14 protein-coding genes are annotated in these 18,633 nt (G+C 73.2%); 12 read left to right on the top strand and 2 right to left on the bottom strand.

Going from position 1 to position 18,633, the window contains the following annotated elements:
* The first annotated feature begins 25 nt into the window (after window positions 1-25).
* The 8 genes from J421_RS13480 (at window position 26) to J421_RS13515 (ending at window position 14,012) form a co-directional block, all read left to right on the top strand.
* Window positions 26-1,999, top strand: a complete 1,974-nt coding sequence (locus tag J421_RS13480; protein ID WP_025411701.1) for an ATP-binding protein — start codon at window positions 26-28, stop codon at window positions 1,997-1,999.
* Entirely contained in the window at window positions 1,999-2,907 is a 909-nt protein-coding gene (locus J421_RS13485) for a hypothetical protein (protein WP_025411702.1), read from the top strand. The genes J421_RS13480 and J421_RS13485 overlap by 1 nt, the downstream gene beginning before the upstream one ends.
* A gap of 118 nt (window positions 2,908-3,025) precedes the next feature.
* On the top strand, window positions 3,026-4,234 hold the full coding sequence (locus tag J421_RS13490) for a metallophosphoesterase family protein (protein WP_025411703.1): 1,209 nt from the start codon (window positions 3,026-3,028) through the stop codon (window positions 4,232-4,234).
* On the top strand, window positions 4,231-6,732 hold the full coding sequence (locus tag J421_RS13495) for an AAA family ATPase (RefSeq protein ID WP_025411704.1): 2,502 nt from the start codon (window positions 4,231-4,233) through the stop codon (window positions 6,730-6,732). The genes J421_RS13490 and J421_RS13495 overlap by 4 nt, the downstream gene beginning before the upstream one ends.
* On the top strand, window positions 6,732-7,709 hold the full coding sequence (locus tag J421_RS13500) for a GNAT family N-acetyltransferase (RefSeq protein ID WP_025411705.1): 978 nt from the start codon (window positions 6,732-6,734) through the stop codon (window positions 7,707-7,709). The genes J421_RS13495 and J421_RS13500 overlap by 1 nt, the downstream gene beginning before the upstream one ends.
* A gap of 33 nt (window positions 7,710-7,742) precedes the next feature.
* On the top strand, window positions 7,743-8,042 hold the full coding sequence (locus J421_RS13505; protein WP_025411706.1) for a WYL domain-containing protein: 300 nt from the start codon (window positions 7,743-7,745) through the stop codon (window positions 8,040-8,042).
* A 199-nt stretch (window positions 8,043-8,241) separates the two neighbouring features.
* On the top strand, window positions 8,242-8,988 hold the full coding sequence (locus tag J421_RS13510; protein ID WP_025411707.1) for a hypothetical protein: 747 nt from the start codon (window positions 8,242-8,244) through the stop codon (window positions 8,986-8,988).
* Window positions 8,989-9,158: 170 nt separating this feature from the next.
* Window positions 9,159-14,012, top strand: a complete 4,854-nt coding sequence (locus tag J421_RS13515) for a diguanylate cyclase (RefSeq protein ID WP_148306308.1) — start codon at window positions 9,159-9,161, stop codon at window positions 14,010-14,012.
* Here the strand turns inward: J421_RS13515 and J421_RS13520 are convergent.
* Window positions 13,996-14,184 carry a lmo0937 family membrane protein gene (locus J421_RS13520; RefSeq protein WP_025411709.1) on the bottom strand — a complete coding sequence of 63 codons (189 nt, stop codon included), beginning with the start codon at window positions 14,182-14,184 and terminating at the stop codon, window positions 13,996-13,998. The two genes, J421_RS13515 and J421_RS13520, sit on opposite strands and share 17 nt — an antisense overlap.
* A 195-nt stretch (window positions 14,185-14,379) precedes the next feature.
* On the opposite strand from J421_RS13520, the gene J421_RS13525 reads away from it, so the two are divergent.
* From J421_RS13525 to J421_RS13540, 4 genes are all read left to right on the top strand, one after another.
* Window positions 14,380-14,766, top strand: a complete 387-nt coding sequence (locus J421_RS13525) for a 6-carboxytetrahydropterin synthase (protein WP_236646248.1) — start codon at window positions 14,380-14,382, stop codon at window positions 14,764-14,766.
* Complete coding sequence (gene folE / locus J421_RS13530; protein ID WP_025411711.1) at window positions 14,744-15,379, top strand: GTP cyclohydrolase I FolE; 636 nt, start codon at window positions 14,744-14,746, stop codon at window positions 15,377-15,379. The genes J421_RS13525 and folE overlap by 23 nt, the downstream gene beginning before the upstream one ends.
* Complete coding sequence (locus tag J421_RS13535) at window positions 15,376-16,104, top strand: SDR family oxidoreductase (RefSeq protein WP_025411712.1); 729 nt, start codon at window positions 15,376-15,378, stop codon at window positions 16,102-16,104. Before folE ends, J421_RS13535 begins: the two co-directional genes overlap by 4 nt.
* A 62-nt stretch (window positions 16,105-16,166) precedes the next feature.
* Entirely contained in the window at window positions 16,167-16,811 is a 645-nt protein-coding gene (locus tag J421_RS13540; RefSeq protein WP_025411713.1) for a hypothetical protein, read from the top strand.
* On the opposite strand, the gene J421_RS13545 is transcribed toward J421_RS13540, so the two are convergent.
* A complete protein-coding gene (locus tag J421_RS13545) occupies window positions 16,783-18,603 on the bottom strand; it encodes an AMP-dependent synthetase/ligase (protein ID WP_025411714.1) in 1,821 nt (606 codons plus the stop codon). The two genes, J421_RS13540 and J421_RS13545, sit on opposite strands and share 29 nt — an antisense overlap.
* Window positions 18,604-18,633: the final 30 nt, after the last annotated feature.

An 18,633-nucleotide genomic window follows, 5' to 3' on the forward strand; every position in this document is an offset into this window, starting at 1 on the left:
CTGCGGTTCATTCTCTCGAGATACCGTGACTGAATCGACTCCCGTCGGCCGCGTCGTCGCGACCGAGCGAAAGCCCAACACCGCGTTCGAGTTCCACTTCTGGACGGCGCTCGACGCGAGCGTCGGCATCGGGACGATCGTGAAGGTCGTCGGCCGCACGCCGGTGGAGGGACAGATCCCGACGGTGTACGGCGTCGTCACCGAGGGGTTCGCGTACACCGACCTCCAGACACCGCTGCACGACGTGCTGGGGCACGACGGCACGCCCGACGCCGCGAGCTGGGTGACGAGCGACCGTGCGGAGATCCGGCTGTACACCGCCGCGGTGCTGCGACAGGTGCCGGAGGAGCCGTTGCAGCCGGTGCCGATGGGCGACGTGTTCGTGGCCGACGACGCGGACGTCGCGATCGCGCTGCGCATGGACGGCTACCTGAAGGACGGCGCGCGCACCGCGATCCCGGTCGGCCTCTATCGCTCCGGCGGCACCGAGAGCCCCGTGTACCTCGACGCCGACTTCCTCGTCGGGCCGGAAGCGGCGCACCTCAACATCACGGGCGTGTCCGGACTCGCGACGAAGACGAGCGCCGTCGAGTGGCTGCTGTCGTCGCTGTTCACGCACTTCCCGGCGCAGAAAGGGTCGATCGCGGCGGTGTGCTTCAACGTGAAGGGACCCGACCTGCTGTTCATGGACCAGCCGCCGGCGCCCGGGCGGCTCGACGAGAAGGACCTCGCGCTGTACGAGCGACTCGAGGTGCCGGCGACGCCGTTCGACCGCGTGCGCTACTTCGCGCCGTACTCGGCGAAGGGCTTCACGCTCGCCACGCTGCGATCGAACGACGCGCTGCAGGACAACGTGAGCCCGCTCACGTGGGGGCTGCGCGAGGTGCTGCAGTTCGCCGAGGTGCTGCTGAACAAGGACGACGTCGACGCGAAGGCGGACGCGCTGATCGACTTCATCAAGGAGCGCGTGATCGACCGCGAGTTCACCGACGGGCTCCTGAAGCGCCCGTACCGCGTGACGACGTTCGCCGAGCTGGAGGAGTGGTTCCGCGACCTGCTGATCGCGATCGAGGGGAAGGGGGGCGGCGACACCTGGCGCACGCACCACGTGGCGACGATCCGCAAGGTGCGCAACCGACTCACGAACATCGCGCTCCGCTGCCAGGGGCTCGTCTCCGACGGCGGCGAGGTGTCGGACCTCCCGTTCGGGAGCTTCGAGGACCGAGCGGTGTACGTCATCGACGTCGCGAACCTCGAGGAGGACGCGCAGGACCTCATCTTCGCGCGCGTCGTCTCCAAGCTCCGCGAGCACCTGGAGCGGCGCGACCTCGGGGTGAAGCACGTCGTCGTCTTCGTCGACGAGTTGAACAAGTACGCGCCCGGCGACGGCCCGGACACCTACGTCCGGAAGATGCTCCTCGACATCGCGGAGCGCGGCCGGTACCTGGGACTCGTGCTGTTCAGCGCCCAGCAGTTCCGGTCGCAGGTGCACCGGCGCGTGGTGGGCAACTCGGGGACGGCGCTCTACGGCCGCATGGACGGCGACGAGCTCGCGACGCCGGGCTACGCGGTGCTGAGCCCGGCCGTGAAGACGAAGCTCGCGACGCTCGACAAGGGCCAGCTGATGATCCGCCACCCGCACTTCACGCAGCCGATCTTCGTGCGCTTCCCGCGTCCCGCCGTGATGACGGGACGCGACGGCGCGGAGCGCTTCCCGCAGGCCGAGGAGCCGACGCTCGAGGCCAGCGTGACGCGCGCGCTGCGGCGGCTGGATGCGAGCGTGACGCTCGACTGGGTGAAGGACACGATCGCGTTCTACGACGAGCGCGAGGTGCTGAAGGCGCGCGACCGGACGCTGCACGCGCGGCCGTCGGACGTGCGCGCGTTCTTCAAGTCGCAGTTCCGCGCCGTGGTGCCGCCGAAGGCCGCCGCGGTGCCGGCGGCGCCCGGGGTGTCGCGGCTCCGCTCGACGCCGTCGGACGACCCGTACGGGTTCTGATGATCCGTCGATGGAGCGCGCTGCTCCTCGTGCCCTTGCTCGCGACGGCGCGGGGCGAGCGGAGCGTGGAGCGGGGAGCGTGGAGCGTGGAGAGCCAGTCCGCTCCACGCTCCACGCTCCACGCTCCACGCTCGGCCAGTCAGCCGAGGAAGGTCGCGCTGCGCATCAAGCCGCGCGTCGGCGACACGCTGCGCATGCGCTTCGACCAGGTCGTGCAGTCGGCCGGCCCGGCGCCGCCGAGCGACCCGGTGGCGTCGCGGTCGAGCGCGATGCACGTCATGTCGCGCTCCGTGGTCGAGCGCTCGGACGACGCCGGCGCGGTGGTGCTGACGATCACCGACTCCGCGACGTTCGAGGCGCCGGGGATCGACCCGCGGCAGGTGGACGCGGCGCGGCGCGCGCTGCGCGGGCGGTGGGCACGGCTGCGCGTGTCCCCGGTCGGCGCCATGGAGATGGTGGACGCGCGCCCGGGCGACGTGCAGGGCAGCACGGTCGCCGCGTTCTCGCGCCTGCCGGGGACGCTCCCGGAGTCGCCGGTGAAGGTGGGGGAGACGTGGACGCGCGACCTCGCCCTGCCGTGGGGCGCCGGCGGCGGGACGTCGCCGTTCAGCGCGGGGGGGAAGGTGCAGGTGATCTTCCGCCTCGACTCGATCGCCTCCGGCGGCTCGCACGCGTACGTGTCGATGCGCGGCGCGCTCGCGCGCAGCGGCGTGGCGCAGGGGGGCACGCACGTCACCACGCGCGGGACGATGACCGGCACGCTGCTCGTCGACCTGAAGCGCGGCTGGATGACCGACTCGCGCGCGGAGTTCGCGATGGTGACGACGTGGCTCCCGATCGCCGGCACGAAGGCGAGGCCGATGCAGCTGCGCGTCACGGTCACGCAACGGCTGCACTGCGACGACTGAACAGGGCAGGAGGGCAAGAGAGCAGGAGGGCAGGAGGGCACGAGCGACATTACCTTTCCGGAGTCTCCTCCTGCCCTCACGCGCTCCTGCCCTCCTGCCCTCCTGCCCTCGGTAGTAGATGCGGCTCGTCCACCTCTCCGACCTGCACCTCGGGTTCCGCCAGTATCAGCGGCTGACGCCCGCCGGGATCAATCAGCGCGAGGCCGACGTCGCGCTGAGCTTCCGGCGCGCGATCGATCGCACGATCGAGCTGCGCCCGGAGCTCGTGCTGATCGCCGGAGACGTGTTCCACACGGTGCGGCCGTCGAACCCCGCGATCCTCGCCGCGTTCCAGCAGTTCGTGCGGCTGCGCGCCGCGCTCCCCGACGCGCTCGTCGTCATGGTCGCCGGCAACCACGACGCGCCGCGCACGCGCGAGACGGGATGCATCCTGCGGCTGTTCCGCGAGACCGGCGTCGAGGTCGTCGACGAGGAGGCGCAGCGACTCACGTACGCGGACCGCAACCTGTCGATCCTCGCCGTGCCGGACACGCCCGGGATGACGCGCCCGAAGCTGGAGCCGGACCCGGCGTGGAAGTACAACGTGCTGCTGCTGCACGGCGAGATCGCCGGCGTGCTGCCGAAGGAAGCGACGCCGCTCGACCGCGCCGCGGTGGAGATCTCGCGCGAGGAGCTCGGCGCCGCGCGGTGGGACTACGTCGCGTTAGGCCACTACCACGTGTACCGCGCGGTGGAGGCGAACGCGTACTACTCGGGCTCCATCGACTACACGAGCGCGAACGCGTGGGGGGAGCTCGTCGAGGAGCGGCAGGCGCGCATCGGCGGGAAGGGGATCATCGAGCGCGACCTCGACACGGGGCGCCATCATTTCCACGCGCTGCCCGCGTCGCGCGACATGGTCGACCTGCCGAGCGTGAACGCGCGCGGCATGAGCGCCGCGGAGCTCGACGCGGCGATCCGCGCCGCGGTCGAGTCGGTGCCCGGCGGCATCGACGACAAGATCGTCCGGCTCGTCGCGCGCGACGTGCCGCGCCACGTGACGCGCGAGCTCGATCACAAGGCGCTGCGCGAGTACAAGCGGCGCGCGACGCACTTCCACCTCGACACGCGGCGCCCGGAGATCCTCCGCCAGTCGGCGAGCGGCTCCGCCGGACGGCGTCCCTCGCTCGCCGACACGGTGCGCGACAAGCTGCGCACGCGCCTGCTGCCGTCCGACGTCGACCGCGACGCGCTCGTCGCGTTAGGCCTGCGGTACCTCGAGGAGGCGGACGCGATCGTCGCCGCGCAGGGCGCGTCGCCGCTCGAGGGGTCGGAGGGGCTGACGTGAGACTCGTCTCGCTCCGGCTGGTGAACTTCCGCCAGCACGCCGACTCGTTCCTCACGTTCGACTCGGGGCTCACGGGGATCATCGGGCCCAACGGCGCCGGCAAGTCCACCGTGCTCGAGGCGGTGGCGTGGGCGCTCTACGGCAACCAGGCGGCGCGCGGCACGCGCGACTCCATCCGCTTCGTGCGTGCGGCGCCGCGCTCCAGCGTGCGCGTGGAGCTGGAGTTCGACCTCGCGGGGCACCGCTACCGCGTGGTGCGCGGCCTCACGAGCGCCGAGGTGTTCCTCGACGGCGCGTCGCAGGCGATCGCGAACTCCATCACCGGCGTCGGCGAGCTGCTGCAGCGCCGGCTCGGGATGTCGCGCGGGGAGTTCTTCAACACGTACTTCACGGGGCAGAAGGAGCTGAACGTGATGGCGGCCATGGGGCCGTCGGAGCGCGCGCAGTTCCTCTCCCGCGTGCTGGGCTACGAGAAGCTGCGCGCCGCGCAGACGCTCGTGCGCGAGCGGCGGCGCCTCGTCGTCGCCGAGATCGCCGGGCTGCAGAGCGGCATGCCCGACGCCGACGCGGTGTGGCGCCAGATCTCCGACGCGGAGGCGCGCCTCGCGGCGGCGCGCGCCCGCGCCGAGGAGAGCGAGGCGCGGCGCAACGAGACCGCCGCACGCCTCGCCGAGCTCGCGCCGCGGTGGACGCGCGCCCAGGGCGAGCGCGAGCGGCTGCAGGAGCTGCTGGGCGAGATCCGCATCGCCGAGGGCGAGGAGGCGACGCTCGCCCGCGACCACGACCGCGCGACGCGCGCGCTCGCCGAGGTGGCCGCCGCGCGCGCGGACCTCGAGCGGCTCACGACGGCGCTCGCGCCGCTCGACGGCCTGCGCGCGGAGCTCAAGCGCCTCGATGCCCTGTGCAACGCCGAGGGGCGCCGCGCCGCGCTCGCCGACTCCGAGCGCGCGCTCGCCGAGGACGTCGCGCGCCTCGTCGACCGCGCGGCGAAGCTCGCGACCGCGCAGGACTACGAGCGCGAGACGCTCGCCGGGCTGGAGGCGAAGCGCGCCGAATCGGAGAGCGTGCAGGCGTCGCACGAGACGTCGCGCACGGCGTGGGTGCGCGACCAGCAGGAGGCGAGCACGCGGCTCGACCAGCTCCGCGCGCAGTTCGCCGACGTGCAGGAGCAGAAGAACAAGCTCGTCGCGTTGGGCCCGGAGAGCCCGTGCCCGACGTGCACCCGGCCGTTAGGCGCGAACTACACCACGGTGCTCGAGTCGCTGGAAGGGCAGCTCGACACGCTGAAGGCCGACGGCAACTACTACCGCCAGCGCACGAAGCAGCTCGAGACGGAGCCCGAGGAGGTGGCGACGTTGGGCGAGCGGCGCCGCGCGCTCGCCGCCGACGTGACCGCGCTCGAGCGGCGACTGGCGAAGTGCCAGGCCGGCGTGCAGGAGCTGGCGAGCGTGGAGCGCGATCTCGCGCAGCGGCGCGACCGCCTGGCCGCGGTGCGCGCCGACCTCGCGGCGCTCCCCGCCGGCTACGATGCCGCGCGCCACGCGCTCGTGCGCCGCGAGGTGGAGGCGCTCGCTCCGCGCGAGACGGAGCGGATGCGCGCCGAGGCGCTGCTCGCGCGCGAGCCGCAGGTCGCGGCCGACCGCGATCGGGCCGAGCGCGCGCTCGCCGACGTGCGCGCGCGACTGGCCGGGCTGCGCGAGCGGCGCGAGGCGCTCGCGTTCTCGGAGGAGGAGTTCACGACGCTGCGCGCGAGCTACGAGCGCACGACGGCGGAGTCGCGCGCCGCGGAGCTGGCCGCCGTGCAGGCGCAGGGCGACGCGCTCGCCGCGCGCGCCTCGCTTGACGCGGCCGAGCGCGCACGGCTGGATCTCGCGCGCATGCAGGAGCGGCTCGGCGAGCTGCAGCGCGACAAGAAGCTGCACGACGAGCTCGATCGCGCGTACTCCGACCTGCGCACGGACCTCAACTTCCAGCTTCGCCCCGAGCTCTCCGAGATCGCGAGCGCGTTCCTCGACGAGCTCACCGACTCGCGCTACTCGGAGCTGGAGCTCGACGACCAGTACAACGTCGTGGTGCTCGAGGACGGCGTGCCGAAGCCGGTCATCTCCGGCGGCGAGGAGGACCTCGCGAACCTCGTGCTCCGCCTCGCGATCTCGCAGATGATCGCCGACCGCGCGGGGCAGTCGTTCTCCCTGCTCATCCTCGACGAGATCTTCGGCTCGCTCGACGAGACGCGCCGCGCGAACGTGGTCGACCTGCTGCGGCGGCTGAACGACCGCTTCGAGCAGGTGATCCTCATCTCGCACATCGAGGATGTGCGCGAGGGATTGGACCGCGTGATCCACGTGCGCTTCGACGAGGAGCGCGGCACGTCGGTGGTCGAGGTGGGCGACGACGAGGACGATCCCTCCACGCTCCACGCTCCACGCTCCACGCTCGCGTCCACGTCCGACGGAGCGAGCGTGGAGCGTGGAGCGTGGAGCGAGGAGGTGGCGTGATGGCGGGATTGAAGCCGTGGCGCGCGACGCGTGCCGTCGACGGGCCGCACGTCGTTCGCGTGGAAGACATCCCCGCGCTGAACGACGTGTTCAGCGAGGCGTTCACGGAGCGCTACCGCCGCGACGGCATGGTGGGCGTGCGCGTGCCGGCGCTGAACCCCGCGGTGTGGCGCTACGCGATCGAGGACGCGGCCGACGGCGCGATGCTGTGGCGCGGCGAGCGCGGCGAGATCATGGCGTTCAACATCGCGCACCTCTCCGGCGCCGAGGGATGGATGGGGCCCCTCGCCGTCCGGCCGGAGGCGCAGGGGGGCGGGCTCGGGAAGGAGATCGTGCGCACCGGCGTGGAGTGGCTGCGCGCGCGCGGCGCACGTGCCATCGGCCTGGAGACGATGCCGCGCACGATGGACAACATCGGCTTCTACTCGTCGCTCGGCTTCGTGCCCGGCCGGCTCACCGTCACGCTCACGGTCGACGCCGCACCGGCCGACGCGCCGCCGTCGCTGCTGGGCAGGCTGCCGTCGCGCGAGCGCGAGGCGGTGATGGCGGAGTGCCGCGCGCTCACCGACGCGCTGCTGCCGGGGTGGGACTTCGCGCGCGAGATCGCGCTCACCGAGCGGCTGGCGCTGGGCGACACGGTGCTGCTGCGCGAGGCCGACGGCGACGTGCTGGGATTCGCGCTCTGCCACTCGGTACCGCTCGTGGAGGGGCGCGTGCGCGAGGAGCTGCGCGTGCTGAAGCTCGTGTTGCGCCGCGCGGACGACGGGCCCGCGCTCATGAGCCGCGTGGCCGACTTCGCTCGGCGCAGCGGCGCGCGGCGGGCCGCGGTGCGCGTGCAGGGTGAGTACGAGACGTTCTACCGCGCGCTGATCACCGGCGGCGCGCGCGTGCGGTGGACCGACCTGCGGATGACGTACGTCGGCTACCCGGAGCCGCGCGCGGGGAAGGGCGTGGTGTTGTCGAACTGGGAGATCTGAGACGACCGCAACCACGCAGCCAGCCTCTCTCTCATGAACATCGCCATCTGCGACGCCATCCGGGCCCGCCGCCTCCTCCGCTTCTCGTACGGCGGCTACGAGCGGATCGTCGAGCCGCACTACTACGGGGTGAACACCGCCGGCCACGAAGCGGTCAGCGGTTGGCTGGTCGGCGGGTGGAGCGCGTCCGAGCCGGAACCCGGGTGGCGCATGTTCCTCGTCGACGCCATGAGCGACGTGGCCGCGACGGCCGATTCGTTCGAGGGGCCACGCGAGGGCTACAACGCGAACGACCCCCACTTCGTCCGCGTGTACTGCCAGCTCGAGACCTAAGACATTCTGCGGCAACGCGCTGACTCGGCGCCCCGGCCTCCCGGCCGGGGCGCCGTCGGCGTTGCATGACGGAAGCGCTAAAGTCCGCGCCCCCGTGTGCCGAGACTGCCACCCGTGGCGGTCCGTGTACCCGGGAGCACCCCTCCTTCGCCGGCCGCCCCGAAAGGACATCCGCAACCGGAACCCAATTGGAGGCCCCATGCGCATCCGTGATCACCGTCATCTTCTCACCGCCGCCGTCGCTGCCGTCGCAGTCACGCTCGCGGCCTGCTCCGACTCGTCGGTCTCGTCGGTCGAGCCCTCCGCCAACGCGCTGAAGCCGAGCGGCGTCCGCATGACGATCGCGTCGACGTCCGTCACCACGGCGACGCTCTTTCCCCAGTACGACAACGTCTACGTCAGCGTCGAGGGACACCGGATCGTCATCCCGGCGTATTCCATCTGCGCCGTCGGCGTCTCTGGCTACGGCCCCGGCTACTGGAACGCGCCCTGCGCCCCGCAGACGGCGCCCATCACGTTCGTGATCACGACCTCCGTGAACACGGACGGCTCGTCGCGCGTGACCGTGCAGCCCGACGTGCGCTTCGCGCCCGGCAAGACGGTCATGGCGTACATGAAGGACGCGGTCGGCGCCCGCACGGCGGGCTCGTTCATCGCCTACTGCAACCTCCTGGGCTGCGTGGACGAGGGCCAGACCGACCCGCAGATGACGACCTACCGCGACGCGTCGCAGGGGATCATCTACCGCCGCCTCAAGCACTTCAGCGGCTACAACGTCGTCTTCGGCTTCGGCGACGACGGGTCCAGCTCGAGCATGAACAAGGCGACGATGGGCGCCGCGAACGCGCGGTCCGGCTACATCACGACGGTCGGCCTGGATGGCGGCTCGACGCCCGACGCCCCGAGCCCGGCGGCCGATCCGAGCGGTTTCGACTCGAGCCACTGAGTCGTCTTCTGCACGCTCACTCGCGGTATCCCCTTTTCACGACCGTATGCTGAGCGTGTTCTGCGCGCGCCCATCACACCGCACGGCGTCGGCGCTCCCCTCGCGGGGGGCGTGGGCGCCGTGCGGCGTGGCGCGTCGTGGACAGCCCGCACGACCCGGACGCCGCGCGGATGGCTAGCCCGCCGCTCCGGAAGCCGCGCCCCGCGCATCTGCAGCTGGTCGGCGAGGTGCCGGTGGAGTCGCTGCAGGAGCTGATCGAGCGCGGGCACGCCGCCGAGCGCGAGGGGCAGCGCACGGAGGCGCGCGCATGCTACGAGCGCGCGCTCGTGCACGCGCGGGAGACGCGCGACGAGCCGCGGGTCACCGCCCTGCTGCGCTGGGTGGCGCGCACGTGGAGCGCCGAGGGGCGCTTCGACGAGGCCAATCGCGCGCTCGACGAGGCGCTCGCCGTCGCGGAGCGCATCGCCGACGACGGCGCCGCCGGCCACGCCGTCAACGGCAAGGCGGCGCTCTACTCGGCGCAGGGCGAGCTCGACGAGGCCGAGCGGCTGTACCTGCGCGCGCGCTCGCTCGCCCTCCAGGCGGGCGACTCGAAGCTCGCCGCGCTCACCGCGCAGAACCTCGGCGTCATCGCGTGCGTGCGTGGTGAGCTCGAGGAAGCCAGGCGCCACTACGAGCTCTGTCTCGCCGAGTACCGCACCCTCGGCCTCGCGCGCGACGTCTGCGTCGCGCTGACGAACCTCGGCAAGCTGCACACGGCGCAGTCGGCGTGGGACGTCGCCGAGAAGTACTTCGACGAGGCGCTGCACATCTGCGACGCCCTCGGCGAGGTCGCCGTGCGCGCGCAGCTCGACGTGAACCTCGCGGAGCTCGCGGTGGCGCGCTGCGACTGGGGGCGCGCGCAGGCCACGCTCGACCACGCGATCGAGGCCGCGCAGCTCGCGGGCGACGCCGGATCGTTAGGCGAGGCGCACAAGCTGGCCGGCGTGGTGGCCCGCGAGACCGGGCAGCTCGCGGCCGCGGAGCGCCACTTCGTCGAGGCGGAGCGCGTCGCCGAGTCGCACGTCGACGCCGTGCTGCTCGCCGAGACGACGCACGAGCGCGCGGCGATGTACCGCCGGCAGGGGCGCAGCCGCGAGGCGCTGCAGTACCTGAACCGCGCCCACAAGCTGTTCACGCAGCTCCGCGCGCGTCGCCACCTCGCCGACATCGACGGCCGCCTCGACGAGCTCGAGTCGGAGTTCGAGACCGTGGCGCGCCGCTGGTCGGAGTCGATCGAGGCGAAGGACGAGTACACGCAGGGTCACTGCGTGCGCGTGGCCGACCTCGCGTGCCTCATCGCGGCGCGCGCGGGCTTCGGCGCGCGCGACCTCGTGTGGTTCCGCATCGGCGCGCTGCTGCACGACGTCGGGAAGCTCGTCATCCCGTCGGACGTGCTGAACAAGGCCGGGCGCCTGACGGAAGAGGAGTGGGCGCTCATGCGGCGCCACCCCGAGGCCGGCGTCGAGATGCTCGCCGGCATCGACTTCCCGTGGGACGTGCGGCCGATGATCGAGTCGCACCACGAGCGGTGGGACGGCACCGGCTACCCGAGGGCGGCCGCCGGCGAGGCGATCCCGCTCACGGCGCGCATGCTCGCCATTGCCGACGTGTACGACGCGCTCACCACGCACCGCAGCTACAAGCCGGCGCTGTCGCACGACGCGGCGGTGGAGCTCATGCGCCGCGACATCGGCTACGCGTTCGACCCGGCGCTGTTCTCGCTGTTCGAGGAGATCGTTAGGCACGGGCCGCCGGTCCCCGGCCAGTCGCCGCGCGTCGAGCCGCGTCTCACGGGGCGCCGTCCGCGGCGTGGCATCGAGGAGGACGCGCCGGCGTTCGCGCCGCAGCCGCCCGGCGCGCACCGGCCGACGGGTGGCCACGCCGCCGTCGAGACGGACGCGCTCGACGACCTCACCGGGCTGCCGCTGCGCAAGGCGTTCGGCGACACCGCGGCGCGGCTGCTCGATGCCGCGGGGCGCGCGTCCGCGCCGTCGGCGCTGCTCGTCATCGACGTCGACTACTTCAAGCTCGTCAACGACAGCTTCGGCCATCTGCAGGGCGACGACGTGCTGCGCACCGTGGCCGACGCGCTGCGCGAGGGCGTGCGCGTGGGCGACGTCGTGGGGCGCTACGCCGGCGACGAGTTCGTCGTGCTGCTGCCGGAGTGCGATCCGGAGACCGCGCACACCGTCGCCGAGCGCCTGCGCCGCTCGGTGGAGCTGCGTCGCTGCCCGCGGCGCGACGAGCCGGGCGAGAGCGTCGGCGTCACGCTGTCGATCGGCCTGTCGTTCGCGCCGACGCACGGCGACAGCTTCGAGTCGCTGTTCGCGGCCGCCGACAGCGCGTTGTACGGCGCGAAGCGGCGCGGCCGCAACGCGGTCACGCCGGCGGCGGGCGCGGGGGCGCGCGAGGCGGAGCTGCAGATCGAGCGGTTCGCCGGCCGGCGCGAGGAGCGGCAGCGCGTCGAGCGGCTGTTCACGACGAGCGCGGCGGGCGATCCGCGCGTGCTCGCCGTCGTCGGCGAGGCCGGCGTCGGCAAGTCGACGCTCGTCCGCCAGCTCGGCCCGTCGGCCCGCGTGCGCAGCGGCGCGCTCGTCGGCGCGGCGTGCCTCGAGGCCGACGTCAGGCCGCCGTACGGCCCGTGGGCCGACGTGATCGCGGCGCTGCACGCGTTAGGCGCCGTGGCCCCGCGCGCGTGGCGCGAGCTGCCGCGCCTCGTGCCCGCGCTCCGCCATCCCGCCGCGCCGCTGCAGACGGCGGAAGGCAGCCGCTACGCGCTGCTCGAGGAGATCAGCGACTACCTGCGCGCGGCGAGCGCCGAGCGGCCCCTCGTGCTCGTGCTCGACGACATGCAGTGGGCCGACGGACCGACGTGGGACGCGCTGGAGTTCGTCGTCTCGCGGCTCGAGTCGGAGCGGCTGCTCATCTGCCTCACGGTCCGCGTCGAGGACCTGCGCGGCGAGGGCGCGGACCGCCGCCGCCGGCTCTCGCGCCAGCCGCGCTACGAGGAGCTCGCGCTGCGGCGCCTGTCGCGCGAGGAGGTCGCGCAGTGGCTCGACGTCGTGTTCGAGGGGAAGCTCGTCGGCGACGATCTGCTCGCGCACCTCGCGGACACGGCCGAGGGGAACCCGCTGTTCACGAGTCAGATGCTCCGCACACTGCTCGAGGAGGACGCAGTGCGGCGCGTGGGCGACCGGTGGCAGTTCGAGTCGCGCACCGCCACGGCGATCCCGGTCGCCGTCGAGGACCTCCTCACGCGCCGCCTCGATCGCCTCTCCGACGACGCGCGCCGCATCCTCACCGTGGCGGCCGTGATCGGCCGCGAGTTCGACGCCGAGGTGCTCGTCGAAGCGACCGAGGGGACCGAGGACGCGGTGCTCGACGCGCTCGACGCGGGGATGGAAGCGGCGGTGCTGAAGCAGGCGGGGACGCACGACGGCACGCGCTACGGCTTCGCGCACGCGCTGCTCGTCGACGCGCTGCGACGCGGCGTGAACCCGCTGCGGCTGCGGCGCACGCACGAGCGTGTGGCGCGCGTGCTCGCCGACCGCAACCCGGACGCGGTGAGCGAGATCGCCTTGCACTACGACCGCGCGGGCTGCGCCGAGCCGGCGTTCCACGCGGCGATGGCGGCCGGCGCGCGCGCCGCGGCGGTGTACGCGCACGAGCAGGCGGCGGTGTTCTTCGAGCTCGCGGCGAAGCACGCGCCGGCGCCCGCCGACGCCGCGGCCGCGGAGTGGGAGCAGGCGCGCCTCGCCGATTCGCGCGCCCGCTACGCCGAGGTGGAGACGCGCTGCGCGCGCCTGGCCACGGAGCTCGTCGAGGGCGCCGCGGACGCGGGGCTGCTGCGCCCCGCGCGTCGCCTGCGCGAGAACGCGCGGCTGCTGCGCGGCGACGACGCGGCGGGGGTGCGCGGCCGCGCCGAGACGCTGCTCGCCGACGCCGAATCGGCGGGCGACGAGGTGGAGACGGTGGAGCTGCTCGGCCTCCTGTCGCAGTCGTACAGCCGCGTCGGCGACGCCGAGGCGGCCGAGCGCGTCGCGGCGGAGGGCGTGCGCGTCGCCGAATCGTTAGGCAAGCAGCGGCTGCTCGCGCAGCTCGTCATGCGCCTCGGCACCGCGCAGATCACGCACCGCCCGAGCGACGCGGTGCGGCACTTCCGCCGCGCGCTGGAGATCTACGCCGCGCTCGACGACGTGCGCGGGCAGCTGCGCTGTCACATCAACACCGGCGTCGCGAACGACCGCGCCGAGAACCAGCCCGCGGCGGAGACGTCGTACGCGGCGGCGCTCGAGCTCGCGCGCCGCGTGAAGGCCCCCGACATGGCCGGCGGCGCGTCGCTCAACCTCGGCGTGCTCCTCATGAAGACCGGCCGCTACGAGCGCGCGGCGGCATGCTTCGACGAGGCGCTGCGCCACTTCACCGCGATCGAGAACGAGCCGCTGCGCCTCGCCGCGATCTACAACCAGGCGAACCTTTCGCGCGAGCGCGGCGACACGGTGGCCGCCGTGCCGCTCTACGAGCGCGCGGCATCGCTCGCCGCGGCGATGGGGCAGCTCGACGTGCACGCCGGCGCGCTCTCCGGGCTCGCGCTCACGCAGCTGGAGCTCGGCGCGCGTGCGTCGGCCGAGGCGCGCTGCGGCGAGGTCGCGGCGCTGCTCGCGTCGCGCGACGGGTGGTGGTTCCAGGGCGCGGAGCTGTACGAGGCGCTGCAGGTGCGCCTCACCGCGGAGCGCGAGCCCGAGGCCGCGTTCGCGCGGCTGTCGAAGGCGGTGGAGCGCGCCGCGGCGCTCGACGGCTACGCCGCGGCGTGGCTGCTCGCGACGTGCGCGCGTCCGCTCGTCGCCGCCGGCCCCGCGATGCGCGCCGCGCTCGAGCCGCTCGCGCAGCGCCACCTCGTGCGCGTGCGCGCCCGCGGCTACGCGCCGCTGCTCGAGCGCTTCGCCGGCGCCGAGCTGCTGACCGTCAGCGCCGCGGAGTAGCGCTCGGCGGCGAGTCGGGCGGCGTCGGCGTGCCGCGCACGACGATGCGCCAGATCAGCACGAACACCGCCACCGTGAGCAGCACGTGGATCCACCCGCCGGCGGCGAGCGCGAACGTGCCCACGGCCCACAGCACGAGCAGGACGAGGGCGGCGACGGTCCAGAGATCCATGGGCGCGAGCGGGGCGCGAGAGGACGGAGAGAGTCGGCGGCGCCTCGCGTCGTACCCGTGGCGCCCCCCGGGTGGCTCCGGGTAACTTACCACGTGCCCGCCGAGGATGCGCCCCGCGCCCACCCGCGCGGGGCGCGTCGCGTTCGGCCTGGACGGAATAGGCTGCCGATGCCCCACGTCACCGTAACGAGGCGGATGCGCTTCAACGCCGCGCACCGCGTGCACAACCCCGAGCTCTCCGACGAGGAGAACCGGCGACTGTTCGGCAAGTGCAACAACCCGAACTGGCACGGGCACAACTACGTGCTCGAGGTGTCGGTCGCCGGCGAGGTCGATCCGCGCACCGGCTACGTCATGGACCTCGGCGCGTTGCGCGACGTGGTCGAGCGCGAGGTGATCGAGCGGGCCGACCACCGGAACATGAACATCGACGTCGACTTCATGCGCGGCGTCATCCCGACGGCGGAGAACATCGTCGTCCAGTGCTGGCGCGTGATCGAGTCCCACGTCGCGCCGGCGCGGCTCACGAGGCTGCGGTTGTGGGAGACGGAGAACAACTATGTCGAGTACGAAGGACGGTAGCATCGCGCTGTTCGCGTCGGACACCGTCGCGGCGGGCGAGGCGTGCGCGAACATGGCCGCGGTCGTGCGGCGTCAGCTCGAGCTGCTCGGCGAGGACCCCGAGCGCGACGGGCTGCTGAAGACGCCGGAGCGCGTGGCGAAGTCGCTCACCTGGCTCACGCGCGGCTACTCGCTCAACGTGCACGACGCCATCGGCGACGCGCTGTTCGAGGTGGACAGCGAGAGCATGGTGATGGTGCGCGACATCGAGCTGTACTCGCTGTGCGAGCACCACATGCTGCCGTTCTTCGGCAAGGCGCACATCGCCTACCTGCCCAACGGCAAGGTGGTCGGCCTCTCCAAGCTCGCTCGCGTCGTCGAGGTGTTCTCGCGCCGGCTGCAGGTGCAGGAGCGGCTCACCGAGGAGATCGCCGACGCGCTCGAGGACGTGCTGCGCCCGGCCGGCGTCGGCGTGGTGATCGAGGCGGTGCACCTGTGCATGATGATGCGCGGCGTGGAGAAGCAGAACTCGCAGACGATCACGAGCGCGCTCCGCGGCGCGTTCCGCGACGACGGGCGCACGCGCGACGAGTTCCTGCGCCTCGCGCACAACGGCGGATCCTACCACCGGTGAGCGGCGCGCTCGCCGGACGCTCGGCCGTCGTCACCGGCGCGTCGCGCGGCATCGGACGCGCGGTGGCGCAGTCGCTCGCCGCGGCCGGCGCGCGCGTCGCGCTCGTCGCGCGGAGCGAGGCGCGGCTCGCGGTGCTCGCCGACGAGCTCGCGCGGCACGGCGAAGCGCCGCTCGTGCTGCCGTGCGACGTGCACGACGCGGTGCAGGTGCGCGCGACCGCGGAGCGTGCGGCGGCCGCGTTCGGCGGCGTACCGGACGTGCTCGTGAACGCGGCGGGCGTGTTCGCGCTCGCGCCGATCGACGCGACGGATCCCGACGACTTCGCGCGTGCGGTCGACGCGAACCTCGTGGGGCCGTTCCGCATGCTGCACGCGTTCGTCGGCGGCATGCGCGCTCGGGGGACCGGCCACGTCGTGACGATCGGCTCCATCGCCGACCATGCGACGTTCCCGGAGAACGGCGCATACGCGGCGAGCAAGTTCGGGCTGCGCGGGCTGCACGAAGTGTTGCGCGCCGAGCTGCGCGGCACCGGCGTGCGCGCGACGCTCGTCTCGCCCGGCCCCGTGGACACGGCCCTGTGGGACGCGATCGACCCCGACGCGCGCCCCGGCTTCACGCCGCGCGCGAAGATGCTGCGCGCCGCCGACGTCGCCGACGCCGTGTTGTACGCGGTGACGGCGCCGCCTAACGTGAACGTGGATCTCGTCAGACTGACACCGACGTAGCCGCGTGGCTGCGTAGCTGCGTGACGGCGCTACGCAGCCACGCAGTCACGCAGAACTCTCTCATGTTCGTCGAGCTGATCGACCTGCTCCGCTGCCCGCGCCCGCACGAGGACACGTGGCTCGTCGCCGCCGCCGAGGAGACGGTGGGCCGGCACATCGTGCGCGGCACGCTCGGCTGCCCGCTGTGCGAGGCTGAGTATCCCGTCGTCGATGCGGTCGCCGACTTCGGTGAGGCGCAAGTCGCCGGCTCGGCGGCCGATGCGATCACCGCCGACGACACCATGCGCGCTGCGGCGCTGTTGGGCCTCGATGCGCCCGGCACGACGGTGGTGCTGGGCGGCGCGTGGCAGGCCGTCGCCGCGCCGCTCGCCGAGCTCGCGGGAACGCGCGTGCTGCTCCTCGACCCCGTGCACGCCGAGCCGCTGCGCGAGGAGGTCTCGGCGCTGCGCGGCGGCGGCGGGCTCCCGGTCGCCGCGAACGCGCTGCGCGGCGTGGCGCTCGACGCCTACACGGCCGACGAGCCGCGCGTCGCCGCCGCCGTGCGCGCGCTCGCGCCGCGTGGCCGCCTGGTCGCTCCCGCCGACGTGCCCGTGCCGGCGGGGCTGACGGAGCTCGCGCGCGACGCGCGGCACTGGGTGGCCGAGCGCGATGCGTCCTCGGAGTCGCGACCGATCGCGCTCAGTCGGCCGCGTAGATCCGATCGATGACGTCCTTGTACTGCTGATCGACGACGCGGCGCCGCACGCTCAGCTTCGGCGTCAGCTCGCGCTCGATCGTGAACTCGCGGTCGAGCAGCGCGATCTTCTTCGGCGTCTCGAACGGCGCGAGCCCGCCCAGCGTGGCGCGCACCTCGGCGTCCATCTTCTCGCGCACCGGCGCGAGCGCGACGAGCTCCGTGCGCGTCGCCCACGACAGCCCGGCCTCGCGCGCCCAGCGCTCCAGCGTCTCCCACTCGGGCACGACGAGCAGGATCGGGTACTTGCGTCGGTCGGCGATGAGCACCGCGTGCGCGACGAACTTGCACGTCTTCGCCGCGTTCTCGATCGGCTGCGGGGCGATGTTCTTGCCGCCCGCGGTGATCACGATGTCCTTCTTGCGGTCGGTGATGCGGAGGAAGCCGTCCTCCAGCGCGCCGACGTCGCCCGTGTGCAGCCACCCGTCCGCGTCGACCGCTTCCGCCGTCGCGCCGGGCTTGTTGAAGTAGCCCTTCATCACGTGCGGGCCGCGCGTGAGGATCTCGCCGTCGGCCGCGATCGCCACCTCCACGCCGTCGATCGGCCGCCCCACGGTGCCGATGCGGAAGCCGTCGGGCGTGTTCACCGCGATCACCGGCGACGACTCCGTGAGGCCGTAGCCCTCGAGAATCGTGATGCCGGCGGCGAAGAAGAACTTGTTGATCTCCGGCGACAGCGGCGCGCCGCCGCTCACGAAGTAGCGCAGCCGTCCGCCGGTGCGCTCCTTCAGCTTCGAGAACACGAGCTTCTGCGCGAGCGCGTACTGCGTGGCGAGCAGCCCGGCCGGCGTGCGGCCGGCGAGCCGCTCGTCGGCCCACCGGTTCGCGACCGCGCGCGCCCATCGGAAGATGCGCCACTTCACCGCGCCGCCGCCCTGCGCGTTCTCGAGCACGCGCGCGTACATCTTCTCGTACAGCCGTGGGACGGACATCGCCATCGTCGGCCGCACCGACTGCAGCGCGGCCCCCACGTCGTCGAGCGACGCGACGTAGGCGATCGACGTGCCGCACGAGAAGAACATGTAGTCGCCCATCCGCTCGAACACGTGCGACAGCGGCAGGAAGCTGAGCGCGACGTCCGACGACGCGAACGGCACGGCACGCCGCGCGGCCATCACGTTCGAGTGGAAGTTGTCGTGCGTCAGCATCACGCCCTTCGGCTCGCCCGTCGTGCCCGACGTGTAGATGATCGTCGCGAGGTCGTCGGGCTGCACCGCGTCGGCGACGCGCCGATACTCCGCCGCGCGCTCCGGCGTGTCCAGCGCGGTGCCGCGCGCCTCGAGCTCGGCGAGCGTACCGTCGCAGCCGTCGCCCGCCGTCGCGTCGATGCCGATGACGTGGCGCAGGGCGGGGCACTGCGCGCGCACCGCGGCGAGCTTCTGCGCCTGCGCGGCGGTGGACACGAACGCGAGCACGGCCCCTGAGTCGACGAACAGGTAGGGCAGCTGCTCGGCCGGGAGCGTCGGGTACACGGGCACGTCGGTGACGCCGATCGTGAGGCACGCGTAGTCGGCGATCGCCCACTCGGGACGGTTCTCCGACAGGATCGCCACGCGGTCGCCGGGCTTCACGCCGAGGTCGAGCAGCGCGAGCGCGAGCCGGCGGACGCGCTGCTCCACCGTGCGATGCGAGATCGGCACCCACGCGCCCTCGACCTGGTGCTGCAGCGCGTCGGCGCGGTCGTGGTCGCGCACCGCGTCGAAGAACATGCGCGTGAGCGTCCCCGGCTCGGGGCGCGGGCCGCCGCGGGCGACGGCGGCGGACATGGTGCGGGGAGCCTCGGTGAGCATGGGTGC

This window comes from Gemmatirosa kalamazoonensis, assembly GCF_000522985.1.
Taxonomy (GTDB): Bacteria; Gemmatimonadota; Gemmatimonadetes; order Gemmatimonadales; family Gemmatimonadaceae; genus Gemmatirosa; species Gemmatirosa kalamazoonensis.